Source organism: Labilibaculum euxinicum, from assembly GCF_963678175.1.
In the GTDB taxonomy this organism is placed as follows: Bacteria; Bacteroidota; Bacteroidia; order Bacteroidales; family Marinifilaceae; genus Labilibaculum; species Labilibaculum euxinus.
In genome coordinates, this window is the sequence record NZ_OY782756.1 from 2,290,406 (window position 1) to 2,315,825 (window position 25,420).

General features: G+C 35.8%; 13 protein-coding genes. 8 read left to right on the plus strand and 5 right to left on the minus strand.

The features are described from left to right. Window positions 1-22 precede the first annotated feature (22 nt). Window positions 23-2,239, plus strand: coding sequence for a peptidase domain-containing ABC transporter (locus tag ACY0M5_RS09230; RefSeq protein WP_461631563.1), 2,217 nt, complete (start codon window positions 23-25; stop codon window positions 2,237-2,239). A gap of 10 nt (window positions 2,240-2,249) precedes the next feature. Continuing rightward, a complete protein-coding gene (locus ACY0M5_RS09235; protein ID WP_461631564.1) occupies window positions 2,250-3,548 on the plus strand; it encodes an HlyD family secretion protein in 1,299 nt (432 codons plus the stop codon). Window positions 3,549-3,976: 428 nt separating this feature from the next. On the opposite strand, the gene ACY0M5_RS09240 is transcribed toward ACY0M5_RS09235, so the two are convergent. The 5 genes from ACY0M5_RS09240 to ACY0M5_RS09260 form a co-directional block, all read right to left on the minus strand. Beyond that, complete coding sequence (locus ACY0M5_RS09240) at window positions 3,977-7,045, minus strand: alpha-amylase family glycosyl hydrolase (protein ID WP_461631565.1); 3,069 nt, start codon at window positions 7,043-7,045, stop codon at window positions 3,977-3,979. A 204-nt stretch (window positions 7,046-7,249) separates the two neighbouring features. After that, complete coding sequence (locus ACY0M5_RS09245; RefSeq protein ID WP_197092832.1) at window positions 7,250-8,845, minus strand: SusF/SusE family outer membrane protein; 1,596 nt, start codon at window positions 8,843-8,845, stop codon at window positions 7,250-7,252. 97 nt (window positions 8,846-8,942) lie between these two features. Next, window positions 8,943-9,986 (minus strand): SusE domain-containing protein, encoded by a 1,044-nt coding sequence (locus tag ACY0M5_RS09250; protein WP_197092833.1) that lies wholly within the window; start codon window positions 9,984-9,986, stop codon window positions 8,943-8,945. 19 nt (window positions 9,987-10,005) lie between these two features. Continuing rightward, window positions 10,006-11,625, minus strand: a complete 1,620-nt coding sequence (locus tag ACY0M5_RS09255; RefSeq protein ID WP_461631566.1) for a RagB/SusD family nutrient uptake outer membrane protein — start codon at window positions 11,623-11,625, stop codon at window positions 10,006-10,008. 13 nt (window positions 11,626-11,638) lie between these two features. Continuing rightward, window positions 11,639-14,623 carry a SusC/RagA family TonB-linked outer membrane protein gene (locus ACY0M5_RS09260; protein WP_461631567.1) on the minus strand — a complete coding sequence of 995 codons (2,985 nt, stop codon included), beginning with the start codon at window positions 14,621-14,623 and terminating at the stop codon, window positions 11,639-11,641. Window positions 14,624-15,032: 409 nt separating this feature from the next. On the opposite strand from ACY0M5_RS09260, the gene ACY0M5_RS09265 reads away from it, so the two are divergent. From ACY0M5_RS09265 to ACY0M5_RS09290, 6 genes are all read left to right on the plus strand, one after another. Beyond that, complete coding sequence (locus ACY0M5_RS09265) at window positions 15,033-16,067, plus strand: LacI family DNA-binding transcriptional regulator (RefSeq protein WP_306598752.1); 1,035 nt, start codon at window positions 15,033-15,035, stop codon at window positions 16,065-16,067. Window positions 16,068-16,637: 570 nt separating this feature from the next. After that, window positions 16,638-18,035 carry an MFS transporter gene (locus ACY0M5_RS09270; protein WP_124991889.1) on the plus strand — a complete coding sequence of 466 codons (1,398 nt, stop codon included), beginning with the start codon at window positions 16,638-16,640 and terminating at the stop codon, window positions 18,033-18,035. Window positions 18,036-18,050: 15 nt separating this feature from the next. After that, entirely contained in the window at window positions 18,051-18,698 is a 648-nt protein-coding gene (pgmB, locus tag ACY0M5_RS09275) for a beta-phosphoglucomutase (protein WP_124991890.1), read from the plus strand. 36 nt (window positions 18,699-18,734) lie between these two features. Then, entirely contained in the window at window positions 18,735-21,047 is a 2,313-nt protein-coding gene (locus ACY0M5_RS09280; protein WP_461631568.1) for a glycoside hydrolase family 65 protein, read from the plus strand. 75 nt (window positions 21,048-21,122) lie between these two features. Further along, on the plus strand, window positions 21,123-22,976 hold the full coding sequence (locus ACY0M5_RS09285) for a glycoside hydrolase family 13 protein (protein ID WP_461631569.1): 1,854 nt from the start codon (window positions 21,123-21,125) through the stop codon (window positions 22,974-22,976). Window positions 22,977-23,015: 39 nt separating this feature from the next. Beyond that, window positions 23,016-25,415 (plus strand): glycoside hydrolase family 31 protein, encoded by a 2,400-nt coding sequence (locus tag ACY0M5_RS09290; protein WP_461631570.1) that lies wholly within the window; start codon window positions 23,016-23,018, stop codon window positions 25,413-25,415. Window positions 25,416-25,420 lie beyond the last annotated feature (5 nt).

The following is a 25,420-nucleotide window of genomic DNA, read 5'->3' on the forward strand; positions in this document are numbered from 1 at the left end:
TAACTGATTTATTCTCTTTTTAATGCAAAAATCATTTCCCTTTTTTAAACAAATGGATGCCATGGATTGTGGACCAACCTGTTTAAGAATGATAGCTAAATTTCATGGTCGCTCTTTTTCTCAGGAATTTTTACGAGAAAAAACTCAAATTGGAAAAGAGGGAGTTAATTTATTGGGTATTGCAGATGCTGCTGAAAGAATAGGTTTGAAATCATTAGGACTAAAAATTTCTTTTGAGCAATTATTGAATGATATCCCATTTCCTGCAATCTTATATTGGCAACCAAAACATTTTGTGGTTATTATTCCACAGTCTAAAAGGCAACGTAAAAGGAAGTATATAAAAATAGCAGACCCCAAAGTGGGAATTATAAAATTAAAAGTGGATGACTTTCTCAAATATTGGCTTTCCACTAACGAAGAAGGTATTGATAAAGGAATTGTTCTGATTCTTGAACCTACTCATCAGTTCTATGAATCCCATTTTGAAGATCAAGATAATAATTCGAAAATAGGATGGTCGACCTTAGTAAGGTATATTATTGACTTTAAATTTTATTTTTTACAAATTCTAATTGGCTCACTATTAGGATCTGTTTTGCAATTAATTTTCCCTTATCTAACACAAAGTATTGTAGATACTGGGATCAATACGCAAAATCTGAACTTTATCCAAATCATTCTGATGGCTCAAATGATGCTATTGTTTTCTCAAACAATTGTAGAGTTTATTAGAAGCCGTATTCTACTCCACATCAGTACAAGGATTAATATATCATTATTATCATCCTTTTGGGCAAAATTATTGAGGTTGCCAATGGATTTTTTTGACTGTAAGCATCCTGGTGATATTATTCAACGCATCGGTGATCACCACAGAATTGAAGGATTTCTAACTGGTTCAGCTGTAAGTACAATATTTAGTTTCTTCACATTAATTTTATATTCTTTTGTTTTATACTTCTATAATAGCTCAATATTTTTAGTTTTTGCTGTTAGTAGTACTCTTTATATATTTTGGATCAGAATATTTTTAAAATACAGGAGGAAATTAGACTACAGTAATTTTAATATCGCTTCTCGTGAAAACAATGCAACTATGCAATTGATATATGGAATGCAGGAAATAAAGCTTAACAACGCTGAAAATACATATAGATGGGCTTGGGAATCTTTACAAGCCGGCCTCTTTAAACTTAAATTTAAAAGTTTATCTCTTAATCAATATCAACAAGTAGGATCCTTTTTCATTAACCAGGGCAAGAATATTTTAATTACTTACATGGTTGCCAAACTTGTTATAGAAGGTAATTTAACCATGGGTATGATGTTGGCTATTCAATATATTTTGGGTCAACTTAATAGTCCTGTTGAAAACCTAATTTCTTTCACTCAACAAACACAAGACGCAAAAATTAGTTTAGAGCGATTAAATGATATTCATGCAGTTGAAGATGAAGAACCAGTAAACAAGGTTTTAGATCGATCATCTGATTTGAATCAGAATATCTATATGAAAAATTTATCGTTCACTTATCCAGGTGCCGGAAATGAACCTGTTCTAAGAAATATAGATTTAACAATTCCAAATGGGAAAATTACTGCAATTGTAGGTATGAGTGGTTGTGGAAAATCTACTTTAATTAAATTGCTGTTAGGATTTTATGACAAATACAAGGGCGAAATTTTAATTGGCAATACGGTTTTTAATACTGTAAGCCCCAAATATTGGAGAAGCTTGTGTGGTTCCGTCATGCAGGAAAGTTTTGTTTTCAACGACAATATACGAAAAAACATTACTGTTACAGATGACCAAATTGATCCAAATAGACTAAAAGAAGCATGTAGAATAGCAAATATAGATGAATTTGTTGAGTCTTTACCTTTAGGATATTACACAAAATTAGGAGCCGAAGGCAAAAGTATAAGTGGAGGACAAAAACAAAGAATTGCAATAGCTCGCGCCGTTTATAAAAATCCGAAATTTATATTTTTAGATGAAGCAACAAATTCTTTGGATGCAAATAATGAAAGACTGATTCTTGATAATTTGCAGTCTTTTTTTAAAGGTAGAACTGTTATTATTGTTGCTCACAGGTTAAGTACTGTGAAAAATGCAGATAAGGTTATTGTGTTAGATAATGGAAAAATTGCAGAGGAAGGAACTCATGCTGAGCTAACTCTAAAAAAAGGAAAATATTATGAACTTGTTAAAAATCAATTAGAATTGGGAAATTAATCCAGAGAATATGAAAAAATCGAACAATACTTTGATGATTGATAATAGCTCTAAATTAAGTAGTGAAATTCAGGAGGTTGTTTCATGGGGGGTTCCTTTTATTGTTCGTTGGGGAACAATAATATTATTTCTAATTTTAATTTTTATTATAGCCGTATGTTCCTTTATCAAATATCCAGATTTGATTAAGACACAGGCTCATTTAACGTGTATAAATGCACCTAAAACAGTTATGTGTAATGAAGAAGGAAAATTAGTTGAATTGAGAGTAGAAGAAAATCAATTGGTTCAAAAAGGAGAAATAATTGGATTAATCGAATCTACTGCCAGACATGAAGAGGTACTTAGATTGTTAAGCAACATTAAAGAAATGCAAGAGAAAATTGAATCCAATAGGAGTCAGGATATTCCCCTTCTGTTTGCAAACAACTATACTAAATTAGGTGAAATACAAGAGGCTTATCAACATTTTCTGCAAACTTTTCTTGTTTTTAAGAACTATCTGCCCTCTGGATTTTACTCACAAAAAGCACACATGCTTAATAAAGATATGAAATACTTAAAAGAGTTACATACTACCTATCAATATGAATTAACGCTTGAAAAGGAAGATTTGGATTTAGCTCGTAATTCGATGAAAGCATATGATATGCTGGAACAAAAACAACTTATCTCTGATGAAGTTTACCGATCAGAAAAAAGTAAATATATCAACAAGCAACTAACAATACCCAGAATGAAATCAACAATTATCAATAATCTCAATTCACAAAACAACAAATTAAAAGAATTAACTGAGTTAGAGAACACAATAAGCCATCAAAAACTTGTATTTCAACAGGAATTAAATACTCTTGAAAGTAGTATTGAAAATTGGAAAAGGAAATATCTATTGATTGCTCCAACAAGCGGAAAGATTCTATTTGCTGACTTCATTCAGGAAAACCAGCAACTACAAAGAAGCCAAACTATCTGTTACGTTACACCGGAAAAATCGGATTATTATGCTCAAATTATAATTCCGCAAAAAAATCTGGGAAAAGTGAAGTTAAATCAAACTGTTTTGTTAAAATTTAATTCATATCCTTATGAAGAGTATGGGTGTTTAATGGGCGAGATTAAATTTATCTCGTCCATTCCTGGAGAAAATGGTTATTCTTCAAAGGTAACTCTTACAAATGGCCTTATAACAAGCTTCAATAAAAAAATTATCTTTCGAAATGGGTTGACTGCTAATGCTGAAATTGTAACAAAAGATCAGCGGTTGATACAGCGGTTTTATCAAAGCATTTTGGGTGTTGTCAATTAAGAAATATTCTCTAAAAGAAAAGGTTCATTACGAAGAATATTTTATTGTAAAATAGTAATTGATTCATGCTGAAGTTCGCTTACTTATTCAACATGTATTAAAATAGAGAAATTTGGCTTCTTAAACTGTTCTTCGAACACCCTAAAAAGTGTTCGGTCGATTAATGAACTGGGTGGCTGGTATTAGTTACAATTGGCTTTTAATAATTCAACTTTTCTTTGGCATCCAGAAAGGTTGAAAAACCAATTTAAAGTTTCAATGCCCGATGATCCATTGATTGCAGGAGATTATCAATTACTGATGATTCCCGTTGGTTCAGAAATCAAATATCGATTGGAGCTGACAATTAAGTAGTCAAAAATCCCGCTTTTGGTGTTCCAAAAAACGGGATTTTATCTAATCTAAAACCTATTGAAAAAAAATGCTGTTTATTGCTTTACTATTTTTTTACTGAGTTGCGAACCATCCTCCATTTCAAATATTAAAATGTAAGTTCCTGTTGTTATATTATTTACGTTTAAATCTGCCGATTCATTTGGCATTGTTACAGCTATGATTGCTTTTCCTGATAAATCAAAAAGCTGTAATTTATTTACTTGTTTTAGATTTTGAAGATGAAGAATATCACGAACCGGATTTGGATACAGGCGTAATTCTTTGTTTAAAATATCATTAATGCCTGTTGAGTAGGTTATTTCTTCACTGTATGCACTGTAAACAATATCACCTTGCAATAATTCACCAGTTTGTGCAACAGGAGTTACCGAAAAGCGGATAAAATTACCGCGATCGGCTCTAACAAGAGTATAAGATAATTGATCGGCTCCGCTAATAACAGTTTCATTGGTTCCATTTGCATCGTCTGCTCTGTACCATTTGTAAATTGAACTTCCTTCCGGATCATTATTCAAATCCGTATAGGTATAACTTGCCGTTAAGGTTTCATCCTCTCTGAAAGTTCCGCTTATAGTAATGTTTGAAGCAACAGGTGCTGATTTTATATCAGGAATGGAAAGTTGTTTTGTTGTGTAAATATGATATTCCCCGGCTTTAAGATCTATAAATGCGTTAACATCAGTAACAGTAATTGCTTGCCCGGTAAAATAATCATACCATGTACCTGTTTTACTAAAATTAGGATCAATACTTCTTAGTTTAAGGTCGAAATTTCCAATTACTCTAACATCCATATCGGAATGATTGATTTCAATACGTTTTAAAACGGTATTTGTATTCAGTGTGAAATCCTCCGATTCGAAGGCAACTTCTTCTTTTTTCAGCTTGATAAGTGCCGAAAATACTTCGTACAGTCTTTTTCTGTTTGGATCATCCTGATATTCCCAATGGATTGGTTTTTTGCCAACCCGACCATTTTCATCAATCGAGACATCGTAACCCAATTCTTCAAATTGCCATACCATTTTTGGCCCGGGAACAGTGAAAAATAAAGTTGCTGCAGCTTCAACTCTTGAAAGGGCAGTATTTAGTTCTGTTATATCATAAGTACTTGAAGAGGCTCCATAGGTAAGATTACGATACATCATGCGCTCTTCATCATGACTCTCCATATAACTCACCAAATTTGGGCCGACCCATTGTCTCTCTTTCCATGAATACCAATTGAAATCAGAAGAATATCCCATGGAAGCTTCACTGTATTCATGATTGGCATTTCCCCAAAGCATAATTCCATGAGCAGCCAGTTCTTTTTCTTCCGCATTATCGGATAAATGTTCGAAAATCACCACAGCGTTCGATTTAACGTTCCAAATTGCAGTAGACATACGTTTTAGTATATCAATACGTTCTTGGTCGTATTGTCCTCCCCAAGGATCAGTGGTGTTGCTGTGTGGTGTGTTTGAAAATCCTTTGGTAAAATCGAAACGAAATCCATCAATGTGATATTCGTTCATCCAATAGGTATTAATCCGATCCACTAACTTTTGTGTCGCCGTACTTGTGTGATTAATATCGTATCCCCATTGGGCATCCGGATTTTCAAAATTGCTTGTAACATTGTACCATGGATTATCTGCAGTTGGTTTTGAACCATCGAAGTACATGCGTAAAAATGGGGATTGTCCGTAGGTATGATTGAGTACCATATCCATATAAACAGCTATTCCTCTGCTGTGACATTCGTCGATAAATGCTTTGTAATCATTTTTTGTGCCATAGGCTTTATCAGGAGCAAAATAAAAGGATGGATTGTATCCCCAGGAATCATTTCCTTCAAATTCGTTAAATGGCATTAGCTCAATTGCATTAACTCCAAGTCTTTCTAAATAATCTAATGTGTCTTTAACTGTTTTAATATCACCAGCTGCAGTAAAGTCACGAACATGTAATTCGTAAACGACTAAATCTTCTTTTAATGGAGGAGTAAATTGTGCATCGGACCATGTATAATTGGTTTGTGCTGTTTGGAAGACACTGGCAATTTCACTTGTTTTATCAGCAGGGTAGGGAATCAAATTTGGATAGGTTGTGCTTGAAATGTATTGGTCATTCCACGGATCTAATAATTTATCAGCGTATGGATCTGCAATTTTAATATCACCGTCGATAACATACTGGAAAATGTATTCTTTTCCTGCCGTAAGGTTGTCGAGAGTAATCCAAAAATAGTCTCCATCCTTACTCATTTGGTAGTTGTTGTCGTAATTCCAATTGTTAAAATCACCAATAACAAAAACATATTCTTTGTTTGGTGCATAAAGTGATAGGGTAACTGTGTTATCATCAATGTAATTGATACCATCTTTAATCCCGGCAGGTTTTGTTGCTGTGGGCGTATCCTCACGAAGAACTATATTTACTGTATCTCTTGCTTCCTCACCGCTTGCAGTTGCAACAGCAATTAATTGGTGATTGCCTGCAGCATTTGGAGTATAGGAATAATTCAATTGAGTTGACGAGGTGGAAGTCATGCTTACGCCATCGATTAGCAACTCTAAATTATCACTAGCTTCAGAATTTGCCGTAATCAATACTGATTCATTTTTTCCAAAAATGGCATTGTCAACTGGTTTTGCGAATTCAACATTGAGTCCGCCTTCGCTTAAGTCAACAAATATGTCTGTTCCTCCGTCTCCTTTTCCTTCTTTCGAATTGTCGGAACTCCTAAAAACGAAAGCCATTTTTAATATTTTTTCACCGTTTGTTACGCCGTAATATTCGCGAATGTCAGGTGTAATACTTAATTGCCACTTGTTATTGCCAAGTGATGTTAGTTTGTATTTTTCGCTGTTGTCACCCCAGGTCGGAGCGTATTTCCAATCACTGGTAGAAGTGCTTTGGTCAGTAATTACACCTGTATGAGCATATACATCGCCGGCGTAATCCAGTAATCCTGCTGTACCTAATGAGGCATCAAAGGTTATTGTTACAGGTTTATCTTCGGTAGGAAAGGTTGGATCTGAAATAATTATCTGTCCAATACCAATTGAAGGGATTAGCAGAAGAAAAGAAAGGAGATATGTGTATAGTTTCTTCATAGTTAGTTGTTTCTGTATCAAATTATTTATCTGTAAGTGGCATGAGTTAATTATTCTATTTTTCTTGATCTACGCCAAATATGTGTTAATAATAAGCAATTGTAAGTTGGTCGAAAACAGATGTTGTGTGAGAGTGTTTTTTGAAATAAAGACAATTTGAAAAAAGCCGCCCCCATGGGCGGCTTTTTAATTTAATTATTTCACTTATTCAAAAATTCCAGATTCTGTACTGAAGTTTAACTTAACTTTCTGACCAGTTGTAATAGGTGCACCCGCCAAATCATTTCCTGTACCTCGGTACTCAATTTTTCCAGCTAACACACTAAACTCTGCTTGCCACCAATCAACAGGATCGCTATCAGTGTTAGTCAAAGTAGTAGCTGTTACATACATTCTTGCATTATCATCAGCTACAGCGGCTGGCGAAACAAGAATCTTGGCGTCAGCAACATCCGGAGTAAATAAGAATTCACCGCCATTCCAATTTCCAAAAGCACTACCCTGAGCATAGATAACAGGATCAGTTACTTGTATAGTATTAGCTAAGAGATTTACTACAACCATTTTATAGCCAGCAGCTTCAACAGGTATGTTATCACCACCTTTATTCCATACACCATTAGCATCTGCAGTACCGCCGGTTTTCCCGAATTCAGTACCGTTCCAATCTCTAACAGAATTAAACTTTAATTCTGCACCAGAATCAAACCATGCAATTTTCCAGAAAAGATGTGGGTTACTATGAACCGGAATCATTTCCAATACAGCATCATTTGTCCAAGTCCATCCAGGAACAAAGCTTCCATTGATGTACATGGTTGTTGGGAAAGTTGAAAATAAGACTTCTGCGCCATAAGCAACACCTTCACTATTTATTGCGTAAGCTCTGGCATGATATGTAGTACTTGTTTCTAATCCGGTTAAATCAACTGTAAATTCTCCTTCGTCTCCTGTATTGGTAACTTTACCATCAGCAATTGTTGGGTTTTCAGTTTTTCCATAACAAATTCCTCGTTCAGAAATTGGTAAGCCTCCATTGTAAATAACGTTTCCTGTTACCTGAGCTGTTGTAGCTTTAGCTGATGCTGTTCCTGTTTCAACAGTTGCAATTCCAACAAGAGTGGTAAATGTAATTTGAGTACTATAAACGGTACCAATTGAATTTGTTGCATAAGCTCTGGCATAGTAAACTGTTTTAGCTTTAAGATTTGTTAAAGCACTAGTGAATTCACCCATTCCCTCACCTTCATCAGTAAATGTATTCTCTACTGTTGGATTTTCTTCGGTACTCCAACAGATTCCTTTGGCTGTAACCAATGCTTTTCCATCATAAGGAACGTTCGCTGCAATATTAGCTGTAATATCAGTAATGTCCGTTGCTTCATTTGAGATAATTATTGTTGGCTTATGAGCTAATGTTGTGAATACATCATCTTTTCCATAAAGGGTCGTTCCGCCATCAGTAATTGCATATGCTCTGTAATGATATGTAGATAAGTGTTCTAAACCATCAATAGTTACCCAGTAAACAGCTTTTTCTACATTATCAGCTACTTTTTTCGAGTCTGCTGTAGTAGGATTTTCTGTTGTTCCCCAAACAACACCATATTCCGAAATCCCGTCTCCTTCAGCAACAACAATTCCGCCTAATTCAACAGAAGTAGATGTTATTCCATCATTTTTCCAGGTTGCCATTTCGGCATCTAATTTAACCAGGTCATCCTTATTGCAACCGACAAATACTAAAAGTAAAGCGGTGAATGCAAGGCCTAATAATTTGATAAATATATTATTTTTCATACTTAAATATTTAGTACTAATATTTATTAATTTTTGAATAAACACAGTAATCATTAGGGGTGCGATATCTAAAGGCACCCCTTGATTTATTCATGTATTAATTTTTTATAATGGTTGCTACAGATCCTGTAATATTAAGTTTGATCGTGTAATTTCCTGCTCCATCAGGTACTGGAATGTTTTTTCCTCCCTGACTTAACAAAACTGTTTTATTATCTGCATTGTAATTATCGGCACTTCCGTCGGCAGTTCCATTTCCACCAAGATTCCATGCCCATCCATCATTTAATCTAAATTTAAAGTTCCCATTTGTTAAATTGATGGTAATGTCCCAGGTGCGATCTACGGAGTTATAATCCATTTTTGAATCTGGAGTATTCCATCCGTTTGGAGTCGCATCACCAACAAGACCAATGTTATATGCTTCAATAGTATAGGTTAAGTTATTGGTATTAATGGTAATATCATACCAACCAGCATCTGCAACAGTTATTGCTGTACCATCAATTGCAATTCCACTAGTTCCAGTTCCGTAAGTAATGTTATTATCAGGATCAAGTAAAGTAAAGTTATCTCCAGCTTCAAATTTTACAAAACCCTCATAAATACCATCACTACCCGGTGATTTGATTTTTTGAGCTTCTGATCCAGAAATAAGTACATCTAAACGAAGTAAACCAAAGATAGTTGCATCTCCATTTACGGTCTCTGAATAATAAACAAGGTCATCAACGCCAAGTCCGGCATCAGCTTCTAGAACGCATCTGATCCTGAAGTCAACAGATGATGTTGCATCTTCTGGAAAACCATTCAATAATATTGAATTTAGTTGGTTTACAGTTAATTCGATATTATTACAGGTTACCCCACTGTAAATTTGGGTAACCGTTTCAAAATTATTGCCAGCAGGACATGCCTCTAAAAAATAGGTTGCTGAAGCAGTAAAACCAGGATCTACCGGAGTACAGGCAAAAATTAATTTGTCTGTTCCGTTAGCTCTTACCAAAGTTAAATCTGGTAAAGTAAGAGTAGGGACAGTAACGTTATCACTCAATCTTAGTTGTTCACCGTCTTCATCACAACTCGTGAAGAAGCCTAATACCCCAACTAATGCAAATAATAATATATAATATTTTTTCATTTTTTTTGGATTTAAATGATTAATAACCATCATTTTGCTTAATGTTAGGATTCGCAGAGATTTCATCACCTGGTATTGGGAAAATATTGAAATGACTACTTGTGCTTGTTCCGTCAAATGTTCCACCTTTCCACTGCCATACATAGTCTCCACCTGTGAATTTTCCAAAACGAACTAAATCAGTACGTCTTTGTCCTTCATAGTAAAATTCTCTTGCTCTTTCATCTAAAATGAAATCAGCATCTACATCATTAACAGAGATGTTACCGCTATCATCTCCATATGCTCTTTTGCGAATCATATTAATATCAGCTACAACAGCAGCAGTAGCTCCACTTGTATTGTATAAAGCTTCCGCTCTCATTAAATAGGCATCTGCCAAACGAAATACAGGAAAATCTGTAGATGCAAAAGTAGGGCTATAATTCTCAGCTCGTGAACCGTCGTAATTTCGCGCTGTAAACTTATAAACACCTATACCAAAGTCTCCGCTTGATGAAGGAGATGGAATATTAATTGATCGTTTTTGATGTAAGAATACCCTTTTATCAGGACACTGAGCAAAAGTTGCATCAGTAGCAGGAACAGGATTGTTACCATAAACAGTTAAAGTATCAACCAAAATATTCATTAAGTTTTTTCTCGCTCTGTTACCATTCCAATTCGGATTATCAGGAAGGTCATGCAATGTTGCTGCGTCGATATAAGTTCCATCACTAGAAGATTGAATAATGAAAGTAATTCCTCCATTTCCTTGTGTGTTTATACCATCTTCGGCGAAAGCAAAAATCATTTCATTATTACCATGGCCACGATCGTTATCTGCACTAAAGTTTTGTCTGTAATTAGTAGCTAAACTATATGCAGGACTCGCAATAACTTTATCACAATAGGTTTTACATTCATCCCACTGAGCTGTTCCGGTATAAACCTCTGCATTTAAGTATGTTTTAGCAAGCAACATCCAGCAACTACCTTTATCAGCTTGTGGATAGTTAGATCCGGGTTCTCCTAAATCAGGTTCAATTGCTTTCAACTCATCTACTATAAATTTAAATAAGTCTGCACGTTGAATTTGTTCTGGGAAATATTTACCAACTCCGTCTTCTTCTGTTGTAAAAGGAGGGTTTGCAAAAAGATCCATTAACCAATAGTAGGCAAAAGCTCTTAAGTATCTTGCTTCTGCTCGATATTGGATGATGTTTGGCTCTGTACTCCCAGCTGTTACATTTAAAAAGTCGTTAGCATAAGTAACACTTAAACTTAAACGTTGGTAAACCGCTGTTAAGAAAGGATTTTGTGCACTCCAGTTTTGAGTATTCAAATCAGAAATACCAACATCACCCCAAGCACATATACCTTCATCTGTTGTAATGGTTTGTAGATTCCAAAGTGCTCTCATTGTAATAAAGAAACCAGTGTTACTAGATGTGATATCATCATCACCATCTTTTTGACCAGAAATAATAAAACTGGCATACAATTTAGCTAATGTTTGTTCCATATAGGCTGGATCGTCGCCAAGATTTCCTGCCAAAATTCTATTTGGATCAGTTGGCTTCACGTCCAAATCATCTACACAAGATGTATACACCATTGCAGTGATTAGGATACTGAATATTATATATATTTTCTTCATCTGTTGTTGTATTTTAGAACGTTAAATTTACACCCAAAGTGAATGTACGTGGTCTAGGATAAAAGTTGTTGTCAACGCCAAATCTGTCATCTTTTTCTCCAACTTCTGGATCTAATCCTGAATAATTTGTTATTGTAAATACATTCTGAACAGTAAAACTTACTCGTGCATTAATGTCTTTACCTGCAAATTTGTTAAAAGTATATCCTGCACTAATGTTATCCATCTTTAGAAAAGAAGCGTTTTCTACGAAATAATCAGAAGTAAATTGACGTTTTACAAAGTTTGTCTTGCTTAAATTGGTTGGCATGTTTTTCCAGTAACCAATTTGTTGTATTTGATCATAGGATGAGCCTGCAGCTACTTGATTTAAAACATAATTTCCTATGTTTGCACGTAAAGATGTAGACATATCAAATTGCTTGTAATTGAAACGAGCAGAGAGACCAAAGATATCTTTAGGAGTAGGACTATGGTAGACATACTTGTTTGCATTATCTCCACTAATTTTTCCACCTTTGCCAGTTATATCTTCGTACAAACCTTCTATAGGTTTGCCGTTAGAATCATAAATTTGCTTGTTTACAAAGAAAGAATGAGCTTCTTCGCCAACTCGGGTAATTTGTGTCACACCAGTCATTCCTGAACCTTCTGGAACACCAATGTAATTAGGATCATCAGTTAATAATAATTTAGTCAATTTATTATCATTGTGAGTGTAATTCATTCCAATGTTTAATGACATATCGGGAGTGGAAATTGCAACAAAGTTTAATGAAACCTCAAAACCTTTGTTTTCAAGACTTCCAACATTAGTATACAATCTGTTGGAAAAATTACTTCCACTTGGAATGGTTACATTGTTTAATAAATTTTTTGTTTCTCTAAAATAGTAATCAACCGAACCATTAATACGATTGTTTAAGAATCCAAAGTCTAAACCAATATTTTGAGTGGTTGTTTCTTCCCATTTAATGTCAGGATCGTAAGTGTTTGGTCTTAGCGTTGAAGTAAATTGCCCATTGATTGGGTAATAGTAACCTTGTTCAGAGCTTATGTATTGTGGTTGATAAGGATAATCGTTATCCGATATATCCTGCTGGCCAGTGATACCCCAGCCTAATCTAATTTTTAGGTCAGATACGGCATCTACATCTTTCAAGAATGATTCTTCATGCATTTTCCAAGCAAATGCCGCCGAAGGAAAAAATCCCCAACGATTGTCTTCGGAAAATCTTGATGAACCGTCATATCTAAATGTTCCTGTAAGTAGATATTTATTCTTTAAAGCATAATTCATACGACCAAAGAAAGAAACTAGATAATTTTCTGTTTCAGAAGCAGTATTCTTATCGACTTGCAATGGATGATCAGCATCTTCAATTGATCTGGTATAGTCAGTACTTTCTCTTTCAAAATGCTGCCATGAATATCCTCCTGTTAAATCCAGTCTGTTATCTTCATTAAACTCTTTTTTGTAGTTTAAATAGAAATCTAAAAGGTTGTTCTTATTCTTGGCAGTATAATCGCTTAATTTACCCCATGATGATACAATCGTTGATGGTGATGTAATCGGACGATTGTTATGACCATCACTTTCTGTATAGTCTGTTGCGACATTCAAATTAGCCTGCATATCACGAAGAAATGGAAGTGTGTAATTCAATTTTAAGTTAGCTACAACTCGATATACATCCGATTTGTTATTAACCTCTTTCGCTTGTTCTACTGGATTAGGTGTTCCAAGGCCAGCTCCGTACTTTTGCCATTGATAATATCCACCAAATTCTGGAGCATTAGTGTCATAAATTGGTTGAGTTGGATCCATTGATATTGCAGATCCAATTGCACCGTCATCTCCAAAGTTATTGTTGGTCATCATGAATTTAGCATTCATGTTAACCTTTAAATCATCATTAAGAAATGTTGGATTCAAATTTAAAGATCCGGTGTATCTTTGCATATCTGTATTCTCAAGAATACCAGTTTGGTCGGTATAACCTAAGGAAATTCGATATGGGACACTTTTTTTTGATCCAGAAAAGGCCAAGTTATGATCGTGGGAAATTGCTGTGCGGAAAATTTCTTTCTGCCAATCAGTATTCTCAGTTCCCAACTTGTTATAGTTTAAAGGATCGTATAAAACAGGATGATCAACGGCAATTTTTCTTAGCTGATCACCAGAATATACATCGACATAGTCAATAGCACTGGCAACAGAAATACTTCCAGTATAGTTAACTTTTAAAGGGGATCCTTTTACTCCTTTTTTGGTTGTAATAATAATAACACCATTGGAAGCTCGAGAACCATAGATCGCAGTTGAAGAAGCATCTTTCAGTACCGTAAATGTTTCAATATCATTTGGGTTGATAAATGAAAGAGCATTTGAACTACCGCTTACATTATTTCCAACACTTTCAATTGGCATTCCATCAACAATAATTAATGGATCATTTGATGCATTAAAAGAAGAACCACCACGAATACGAATTGTAGATCCGCTACCAGGAGCACCACCTGCAGATGTAATTACAACTCCGGCAGATTTACCTACCAGAAGGTCTTGTGGTGAGGTAATATTACCCTTATTAAAGTCTTTTGAAGATACACTGGTTACAGAACCTGTTTTGTCTTCTTTTTTAACTGTACCATAACCAATCACTACAATTTCGGAAAGGTTCTCGGTTTCAATACTTAAAATTACATTGATTTGAGATTGTGAGCCAACTACAATCTCTTGAGAACGATATCCAACAAAAGAGTAAATAATTGTAGCATTGGCGTCTACTGTAAGAGTGTAGTTTCCGTCAATGTCGGTAGTTGTTCCTACAGTTGTGCCTTTTACAACTACTGAAACACCAGGAATTCCCATGCCATCGTTTGCATCGGTAACTAAACCAGTAACTACTTTTTCCTGTGCATGAATCATGGTAAATGAAAATACCATAACGAGCATAAGAAGTAGTTTTCTAAGTCTACTAATGTTAAGTTCCATAAATTAGAAATTTAAGATAAATTAGTTAATTAGTTAATTAGTTAAGGTGTTTTAGATAAAAATATGAACTCGTGTTTCCGACTTGGGTTCTTCCTTTTTAAGCCTTCTAAAATTACCCTAACGTTAAGTTAGCCTTAATTCATTCTGTAATCAAAGATAAATGCGGATGTTTTTTTTTGGTAAATGATTGATAGTTAAGTGTAAATAAATCATCGCAAACGTCACCGCAAACGTTTGATATTTACATATTGATATAAGTTAATAACATCCGAACAAATTACAATCAAACCTATATGTTTGTTTAATTTTTCCTATATTTACAAAGCTTGTTTCAAGTGTGTTTGGAATGTGTAGCACATTTCTAATCATCTTGTTACATGGATTTACTTAGGGTGTTAATATCTAATTAATATACAAATTTTATATGAGAAGCGGGCAAGTAACAATTAAAGATATAGCCAAAGAATTGGGAATTTCTGCCTCTACTGTTTCAAGAGCACTTAAAGATCATCCTGATATTAGTTTTAAAACTAAGGAGGCCGTTAATGAACTTGCTAAAAAATGGCATTACAAGCCCAATGCTGTAGCTTTAAGTTTGCGAAATAGTAAAACGAATATCATTGGGGTGATTATTCCGGAAATTGTTCATCATTTTTTTTCTTCGGTAATTAGTGGAATTGAAGATATTGCCTCAAAAGCCGGATACAATGTGATGATTTTCCAATCGAATGAATCTTATGTGAGAGAAATGGCTAATGTTCAGGCTTTACTTTCAAGTCGTGTCGATGGAGTTTTGGTTTCCATGTCAAAAGAGACAAAAGATCACAGTCATTTTCAGGAATTAAGGGATAATGGAATTCCAATCGTATTTTTTGATCGTGTTTGTAATGATTTGTCATCAGATAATGTAATTGTAGATGATTTTGCAGGTGCTTTTGCAGCAGTAGAACATCTAATTAAAATAGGGTGCAGAAGAATTGCTCATTTATCGGCACCCCAGCATATGTTATTGGCTCAGAATCGTCAGAAAGGGTATCGTCAGGCAATGTTAAAACACAAAATTCCAATCGATGAAAATTTAATAGTTAAATGTGACAGTTTTGATGAGGCAATTCTAAAAACTCCTGATTTATTAGCTTTGCCGGAACCACCGGATGCGATATTTGCAGTGAATGAATTAACTGCAGCCGGTGCACTTTTGATGGTGAAAAAATTAGGATTAAAAGTTCCTGAGGATATTTCGATAGTTGGGTTTACCGATGGAGTGGTTTCGCGAATTACCGATCCTTCGCTTACTACTCTTGAACAGCATGGTTTTGAAATTGGCTTGAAAGCCGCAGAACTGATTGTGGAAAGAATTTTTGCAGGAGATATGGATTATGAGCCTGTCACAAAAGTTGTTAAAACCAATTTGATTGTAAGAGGATCAACCAGACATATATAATATTGTATACTGATGTGTAAAAAAAGTTGCCTTGTGCAGCTTTTTTTGTCTGCAGGAAGGGCTTATTTTGATGAAACAAGATTATGAATTCATCTTTTTTTGAATAAAAATGGATTTATTTTTGAATTTGTTGCAATCGTTTGTTATGGGTTGTTAAGTCTGTTTTTACTGACTGTTTGAAACTTTCAGCTTGAAGTTGTTTTGACATATTGTATTTTTTTCTCTACTTTTGACCGTGGAGGGAAACCTCTTTTCCGACTTAATTTTATATTTACTTCCTATATTAATATGATCTCGTTTCCAGATAAAATGATGGAAATTACACAGATCTATAATTTGTTTAACACTATATTGTGTTGGATAATTAAGTTAGTCCTTTGCAGCACAAATTAATGTGATTTGTATCAGGATCTATTTTTTCCAAAATTTTATTTGAAACAAGAATTGTTTATTGAATTTCTCATTGCTGAGGAATATGATCCTTATGTTTATGGGTCAAATTAAAAAGCAGTTTATGATTTTAATTAAAAACGTCAACCCATTTACAGGAAGGACATAATTAACTAACAAATGAAAAAACAGCCTAGATTAAGTTTTTGGCAAATCTGGAACGTTAGTTTCGGATTCTTAGGAATACAGATGGGATTTGCCTTGCAAGGAGCAAACGTAAGTCGTGTATTATCAAGTTTAGGAGCAGATTTGCATCATTTATCTCTATTTTGGTTGGCGGCACCTGTCATGGGATTAATTGTTCAGCCAATTGTTGGAGGTGCAAGTGATCGGACATGGAACCGTTTTGGTCGAAGAGGACCATATATTTTGGGAGGTGCAGTAGTTGCAGCTTTGGCAATGTTTTTTATGCCTAATGCTGGTATAGCAGTTAAAATTATGCCACCTCTTGTGTTTGGTGCTGTGATGTTCGCTTTAATGGATGGGTCGTTTAATATTACGATGCAACCGTTTAGAGCACTTGTTGCAGACATGACTCCTGAAGAACAAAGAAATGCAGGATATTCAATTCAAAGCTTCCTGATTAATACAGGAGCTGTTTTGGGATCTATTTTGCCATTTATTTTAACCAATGTGATAGGAGTTAGTAATGTTGATCCTGATGGAGGAGTACCTTCGTCGGTTATCTGGTCTTTTTATATTGGTGGTGGTATGTTGCTGTTGTCAGTAATTTGGACTGTTTTCCGAACAAAGGAATATCCACCACAAGAATATGCAGACTTTAAAGGTTTGGAAGTTGTTTCAAAGGAGAAAAAGGAAAAACGTACGTTACTTGGATTCTTTAAATTGTTGAAAGAAACTCCCAAAACTATGATGCAATTAGCTGTTGTTCAGTTTTTTTCATGGTTTTCTCTTTATTTGATGTGGGTATATACGACTTACGCATTGGCACAGCATTCCTGGGGATGTCCAATTGCTGATGTAAAATCAGAATCGTTTCAGGATGCAGGAGATTGGGTTGGAATTTTGTTTGCAGGCTATAGTTTGTTTGCTGCAATATTTTCAATTCTAATGTCCAGGTTGGCGAATCGATTTGGTAGGAAAACAGTGTATTCTTTAGCCTTGCTTTTAGGAGGTTTAGGTTTTTTATCAACTTACATGTTTAAAGGAGGCGATTTAATTCATTTAAATCTTTTAATAACTCAAGTTGATATACCATCGAGTGCTGCTTTGTGGATGATTCCAATGGTGGGCGTAGGAATAGCATGGGCTGCAATTCTAGCGATGCCGTATTCTATTTTATCTGACTCTTTACCTGCTGATAAAATGGGAGTTTATATGGGAATCTTCAATTTTACAATTGCAGGTCCTCAGATTGTTAGTGGAATAATTGCCGGTGAAATTTTAAGATACTTTTTTAACGGTGAGGCAATTTACATTATGGTGATCGCCGGAGTATCAATGTTGTTAGGGGCAATTTCTGTCACTTTCGTTAAGCAAAATAAAGCTGTTAATTAATAATATTTGTTTGAAATGGGAACAATTAGTGCATGTATATTTGATTTAGATGGAGTAGTGGTTGATACGGCGAAGTATCATTACATCGCATGGAAAAGTATAGCAAATGAGTTAGGCTTTGACTTTACAGAGGAGGATAACGAGAGATTGAAAGGAGTAAGCCGAATGACCTCATTGGATATTCTTCTGTCGATTGGTGGAGTTGAGCTAGATCAGGAAACTAAACTGAAATTGGCCGATAAGAAAAACAAAAACTATTTGGAGTACATATTAAGAATGACTCCTGATGAAATTCTTCCTGGAGTGAAAGAATTTATGAATGAACTCAAATCCAACGGAGTGAAGATTGCTTTGGGATCTGCAAGTAAAAATGCGATGACTATTCTCAATCAGTTAGAGCTTACAAATTATTTTGACGTGGTTGTTGATGGAACTCATGTGAGCAATGCAAAACCTGATCCGGAAGTATTTCTAAAAGGCGCGGAGCTTCTTAATGTATTACCATCGGAATGTGTGGTTTTTGAGGATGCAGAAGCAGGAATAGAAGCTGCAATTAACGGCAAAATGAAGTGTGTTGGAATTGGTTCTCCTGATGTATTGGGAAAAGCGAATATTGTGGTTCCGGGTTTTGTGGGATTTTCCATTAGCCAACTAAACTTTTAAGGGAATAGGTAGGATTATTTTTAAAAGGAAATCAACATGAATGAATATTTAAAATATGATGAGTGGTGTATTATAGAAGAAGGATTCAAACCTGAAAATCATCGCGCATCCGAAAGCATATTTAGTCTTGGTAATGGCAACATGGGACAAAGAGCCATGTTTGAAGAAACTTACTCGGGGAAAACATTACAGGGAACTTATATCGCTGGAGTTTATTATCCTGATAAAACCAGAGTGGGTTGGTGGAAAAACGGTTATCCTGAATATTTTGCGAAGGTATTGAATGCGCCAAACTGGATTGGAATTGATGTGAAAATCAATGGAGAAATGCTTGATCTTGCAAAATGTAAAGTGAGCGAATTTGTTCGCACATTAAATATGCAGGAAGGTGTTTTGATGCGTTCATTTGTTGCCGAAATGTCGAATGGAAACCAAATTAAGGTAGACACAAAACGTTTTTTAAGCATTGTAACTTCTGAAGTCGGAGCAATTCGATATTCAGTTACTGCTTTAAATTTCGATGGAAAGATTAGTTTTAATCCTTACCTGGATGCTGATGTAGCGAATGAGGATTCGAATTACGATGAGAAGTTTTGGGATGTGCTATTGTGCAAATCTGGAAAGGGTGAAGCTATTATAACGGCAAAAACCAAGAAATTGGATTTTCATGTTTGTATCGGGATGAAATATGATGTATACAAAGATGGACAGAAACAGGAACTGGTACCTTCTGTAATAGAAGAAGCTAAATACGTATCCAATACTGTAGAATCCGATATTCGAAAAGGGGAGGAGCTTACCATTTATAAATATGCTGGTGTTCTTAGTTCCTTAAATCATAACAAAGAAGAGATACAGGCTGATGCTCAGAATGTTGTTGCGGAAGCATGCAGCAAAGGATACGATGCTCTTTTAAATGAGCATGTAGCTGCATGGGCTGATAAATGGGCGAATAGTGATATTACCATTGAAGGTGATGTTGCAGCACAGCAAGCCATTCGTTTCAATATTTTCCAATTGAATCAGACCTATACAGGCGAAGATGAACGATTGAATATTGGTCCAAAAGGTTTTACTGGTGAGAAATATGGAGGATCTACCTATTGGGATACCGAAGCTTATTGTGTTCCTTTCTACCTAAGTACATCAAAACCTGAGGTGACCCGAAATCTGTTGATTTACCGCCATAAGCAATTGCAAAAGGCCATTGAAAATGCTGAAAAATTAGGTTTTACCAACGGTGCTGCTTTGTATCCAATGGTAACAATGAACGGGGAAGAGTGTCACAACGAGTGGGAGATTACTTTCGAGGAAATTCACCGTAACGGAGCCATTGCATTTGCCATTTATAATTACATCCGTCACACAGATGATAAAGATTATTTAGCGGAATTTGGCTTGGATGTACTAATTGGTATTTCAAGATTCTGGAGTCAGCGGGTTAACTATTCTGAAGCAAAGAAGAAATATGTGATGCTTGGTGTTACCGGTCCTAACGAGTACGAAAATAATATCAACAATAACTGGTATACAAGTACTATTGCGAATTGGTGTATGAAATATACTCAGGAAGCTATGGCTCATGTTAAGGAGACAAATTCCGGTCGATTTGCTGAAATTATAGAGAACCTGAAATTCGATTTCGAAAAGGAAACTGCGAAATGGAATGATATCATTGATAACATGTATTATCCGGTTGATGAGGAAACAGGAGTATTCCTGCAACAGGATGGTTATTTGGATAAAGAACAAATTCTGGCAGCCGATCTAGATCCGAAAGTACGTCCGATCAATCAACATTGGTCATGGGATAGAATTTTGCGGTCATGTTTCATCAAACAAGCTGATGTACTGCAGGGTGTTTATTTGTTCGAAGATCAGTTTGATGAGGAAACTATTAAGAAGAATTATCAATTCTACGAGCCTAGAACCTTGCATGAATCTTCACTTTCGCCATGTATTCACTCCATTCTGGCATCTAAAATTGGAGATATCGAAGGAGCTTATGATCTGTATTTAAGAACTTCCCGTTTGGATATTGATGATTACAATCATGAAGTGCACGAAGGACTGCACATTACAAGCATGGCAGGAACATGGATGTCGATTGTTGAAGGTTTTGGCGGAATGAGAGTATCGAACGGACAATTGATATTTAAGCCATTGATTCCTAAAGAATGGAAATCATATTCATTTAAGGTTCGATTCAGAGGAAATCTTTTAAATGTAAGAGTTTCTGCTGATGAAGTTGGTGTAATCAATGAAGAGGGTGAAGATATTTCCTTATTCCTGATTGATGACGAATACGTAATTGAAAAGAACAGCAGTTTGGTTATTGAGCGCGCTTAAACTACTACAAGAATAGTTCAGGATAAGGGGGGATTCCTCTTATCCTGATTTTTTATCAGCCTTAATTTTAATAGAATGAGAACTTTTTTGATTTCCTTACTGATGGGTTCAATTTTTAGTCTTTCCTCTTTTGCCGAAAAGGCGAAAATTGAAAGAGTAGAGCCAATGTTTTGGTGGGTGGATATGAAGAATCCAAATTTGCAACTTTTGGTTCATGGTGAAAATATTTCGAAATATGATGTTTCGATAAATTATCCGGGAGTTACAATTGAAAGGATGATAAAGACGGATAAACCCAATTATTTGTTTGTAAATCTGCTGATTAAAAAAGGAACGAAAGCGGGTCGCTTCAACCTTGTTTTTTCGGAGAGAGGCAAAAAGAAAGCAAGTTACCCGTATGAATTAAAAGCCAGAAAAAAAGATTCAGCAAACCGGAAGGGGTACGATGCATCGGATGTGGTGTATTTGATTATGCCGGATCGATTTGCGAATGGAGACCCAAAAAACGATTCGGTTGATGGAATGGAGGATAAATTGGATCGTGAAAATCCTGACGGTCGTCATGGTGGGGATATTCAGGGGATTATTGACCATTTGGATTATTTGCAGGAGCTTGGTGTTACTGCAATTTGGAATACGCCTCTAATGGAAGATAATGAACCAACAACATCGTACCATAATTACGCCATCTCGGATTATTACAAGATTGATGCCCGTTACGGAAGTAACGAGGATTATGCCCGATTATCAGCGGAAGCAAAAAAGCGTGGAATTAAAATTATTATGGATGTGGTAACCAACCATTGTGCTTCGGCTCATTGGTGGATGAACGACCTGCCTTCAGGCGATTGGGTTCATGTATTTCCTGAATACACCCAATCGAATCATCGCAAGAGTACTACGAATGATCCGTATGTTTCGAAAGTAGATTACGAAAAGAACTTTGATGGCTGGTTTGCCCGGTCTATGCCGGATTTAAATCAAAAAAACGATTTACTGATTAACTATTTTATTCAGAATACCATTTGGTGGATAGAATATGCCGATTTAGGCGGGATTAGAGTCGATACCTATCCGTACAACGATAAAGATGCCATGGCAGTTTATTCTGGTGCAATTATGAAAGAGTATCCAAATCTGAATATTGTTGGAGAAACCTGGTTAAGTTCGCCTGCTGAGATTGCTTACTGGCAAAAAGATGCAGTAAATCATGATGCTTACAATTCGAATTTGCCTTGCGTAATGGATTTTTCTTTGTTCGAGGCCATGACAAAGGCTTTTAATGAGAACGAAGGATGGAATACCGGATTGATTCGTTTGTACAATTCTCTTGCTTTTGATTATTTGTACCCACACACAGATAACATATTTATATTCGCGGAAAATCATGATACAGGTTACATCATGTCAACATTAGGAGGCGATATTCAGAAATTTAAACATGTAATGACTTTCCTTTTAACAACGAGAGGAATTCCGCAGTTATACACTGGAACAGAAATCTTGCTGGAAGGCAAAAAGAGCGATGGTGATGGAAAAATGCGCGTTGATTTTCCCGGAGGATGGGAAGGTGATGCAAAAAATGCTTTTACTGCTAAAGGAAGAACAGCAAAAGAAAATGAGGCTTTTAATTTCTTGAAAAAGCTATTGAATTGGAGAAAGCAAAATCCGGTAATCCATACCGGAAAACTGATGCATTACGTTCCCGAAAACGATACTTACGTTTATTTCAGAAGCAATGCTGAAAAAACAGTAATGGTCGTGATTAATAAAAACGAAAATGCACAGGAATTGAATCTAAAGCGATTTGCAGAAAGTTTGGGAACATTCACTTCTGGAAAAGATGTGATTAGTGAAAAAGAATTCGATTTGACCAAAGGAAACATTTCATTGGCTCCAAACACATCAATTATATTGGAATTAAAATAAGTGTGATCGGGTGATCACAAAAACTCTCAATCTCAGAAGATGACTAATAAGATTATTTTGCGTTTTTCGATATTTCTAATTGTTGTACTTGCTTCATTTTCGGCAATTGCACAAAACAGCCGGAGGGTTTATCAATCGCATAACGTGAATGGCAACCAATTGGTACTTGTTACCAATGATGGCAGTTATGAAATTCAGTTTTACAATCAAAACATTGTAGAAACGGCCTTTATCCCGAAAGGGGAAGCTGGAAAAGGAGAATCGACGGCTGTCGTTTTACAGCCCGAACAGACTTCTGTTACTTTGATTGAAAAAGGGAATGAATTGCAATTCCTGTCTGAGGGAATGAATGTAACAATTTCAAAATCTCCTTTTGATATCAGTTACAGCTACAAAGGCAGACAGTTGCTTTCTGAAAAAGAAGGATACGTAAAAACAGACAGCACCGAAAATATTGATTTTACAATTGATAAGGATGAAGTTTTATTTGGTGGAGGTGCACGTGTTTTGGGCATGAATCATCGCGGATACCGACTTCAATTATACAATCGGGCTCATTACGGATACGGAACTCATTCCGAATTGATGAATTACACCATGCCTTTGGTGATTTCTTCGAAAATGTATGCCGTTAATTTCGACAATGCACCCATTGGTTATTTGGACTTAGATAGTAAAAAAACAAATACCCTGCGATACGAAAGCATTAGTGGAAGAAAAGTATATCAAGTAATTGCTTCGGATACCTGGGAAGGTTTCACTTATGAATTTACAAATTTAACGGGCAGACAGCCCATGCTTCCACGTTGGAGTTTTGGTAATTTCTCAAGCCGTTTTGGATATCATTCCGAAAGGGAATGCAGAGCAACGATCGATCAGTTTTTGAAAGACTCCATTCCTGTGGATGCGATTATTCTGGATTTGTTTTGGTTTGGAAAAGAGATGAAAGGCGAGATGGGAAATTTGGCATTTGAACGTGATTCGTTTCCAACGCCAGAGAAGATGATTGTCGATTTTGCGGAAAAAGGAGTTAAAACAATTTTAATTACGGAGCCATTCATCCTGACCACCTCAAAACGATGGGACGAGGCCGTGAAGGAAGAAGTTTTGGGAACCGATTCGATTGGGAATCCTTATACATACGATTTTTATTTTGGAAATACCGGCTTGGTGGATGTCTTTAAACCCAAAGCAATAGATTGGTTTTGGAATATTTACAAAGGATTGGCGAATAAAGGAATTGCCGGTTGGTGGGGCGATTTGGGTGAGCCGGAAGTTCATCCGGCAGGATTGCAGCATGTAAACGGATCGGCTGATGAGGTGCACAATATTTACGGTCATTACTGGGCGAAATTGGTTTACGAAGGTTATCAGAAAGATTTTCCCAATCAGCGCCCGTTTATTTTGATGAGGGCAGGAGCTGTTGGTTCGCAGCGATATGGAATGGTGCCCTGGACCGGCGATGTGAGTCGCTCGTGGGATGGATTAAAGCCACAAACCGAAATCTCATTGCAAATGGGATTGCAGGGAATTGCTTACATGCATTCCGACTTGGGCGGGTTTGCAGGTGATAATTTGGATGATGAGTTGTACACGCGCTGGTTGCAGTATGGTGTTTTTCAACCGATATTCCGCCCGCATGCACAGGAAGCAGTTCCTTCCGAACCAATATTTCGTGAGGCAAAAACCAAAGCCCTGGCAAAGAAATCAATTCAATTGAGATATCAGTTGATGCCGTACAATTATACGCTTGCATTTGATAATAACCAGACTGGTTTGCCGTTGATGCGTCCACTGTTTTTCGAAGAACAAAATAACAAAGAATTACTATCTGTTTCTGATACCTATATGTGGGGAGATGCGTTTTTGGTGTCGACTATTACCGATGCTGGCTTAAAAGAGAAAGAAGTTTATATGCCTGCCAATTCTGTTTGGTTCGATTTTGTATCCGAGAAGAAATACGAAGGTGGGAAAAGCTATACGATATCAACAGAGGAAGATCATATTCCCGTATTTGTTCGCGGTGGTTCTTTCATTCCAATGATTAAAGGAATGTTGAATTCTAAAAACTATTCTCTTGAAAATATGGAATTGCATTACTATCACGATATGTCTGTTGCTGCAGGTAAAGGACATTTGTACAACGATGATGGAGAAACATGTGATGCATTTGAAAAAGGAAAATACGAGCTGTTATCATTCTGTTCAGCATTTTCAAAATCGAAATTGAAGATTACTATTGCTACAGAAAAAGGAAGCAATTACAAGTCTTTAAATAAGAATGTCAATTGGGTTATTCACAATATAGATAAGGAACCAAAAAAAATATCCTTAGGAAAAAAATCTATTGATTTTATCTGGGATAAAGAATTAAAAACACTGCGGTTTAAAGGGAATGTATCAGAAGGGAATCAATCAGTAACAATAAAGTTAAGATAAGTCAT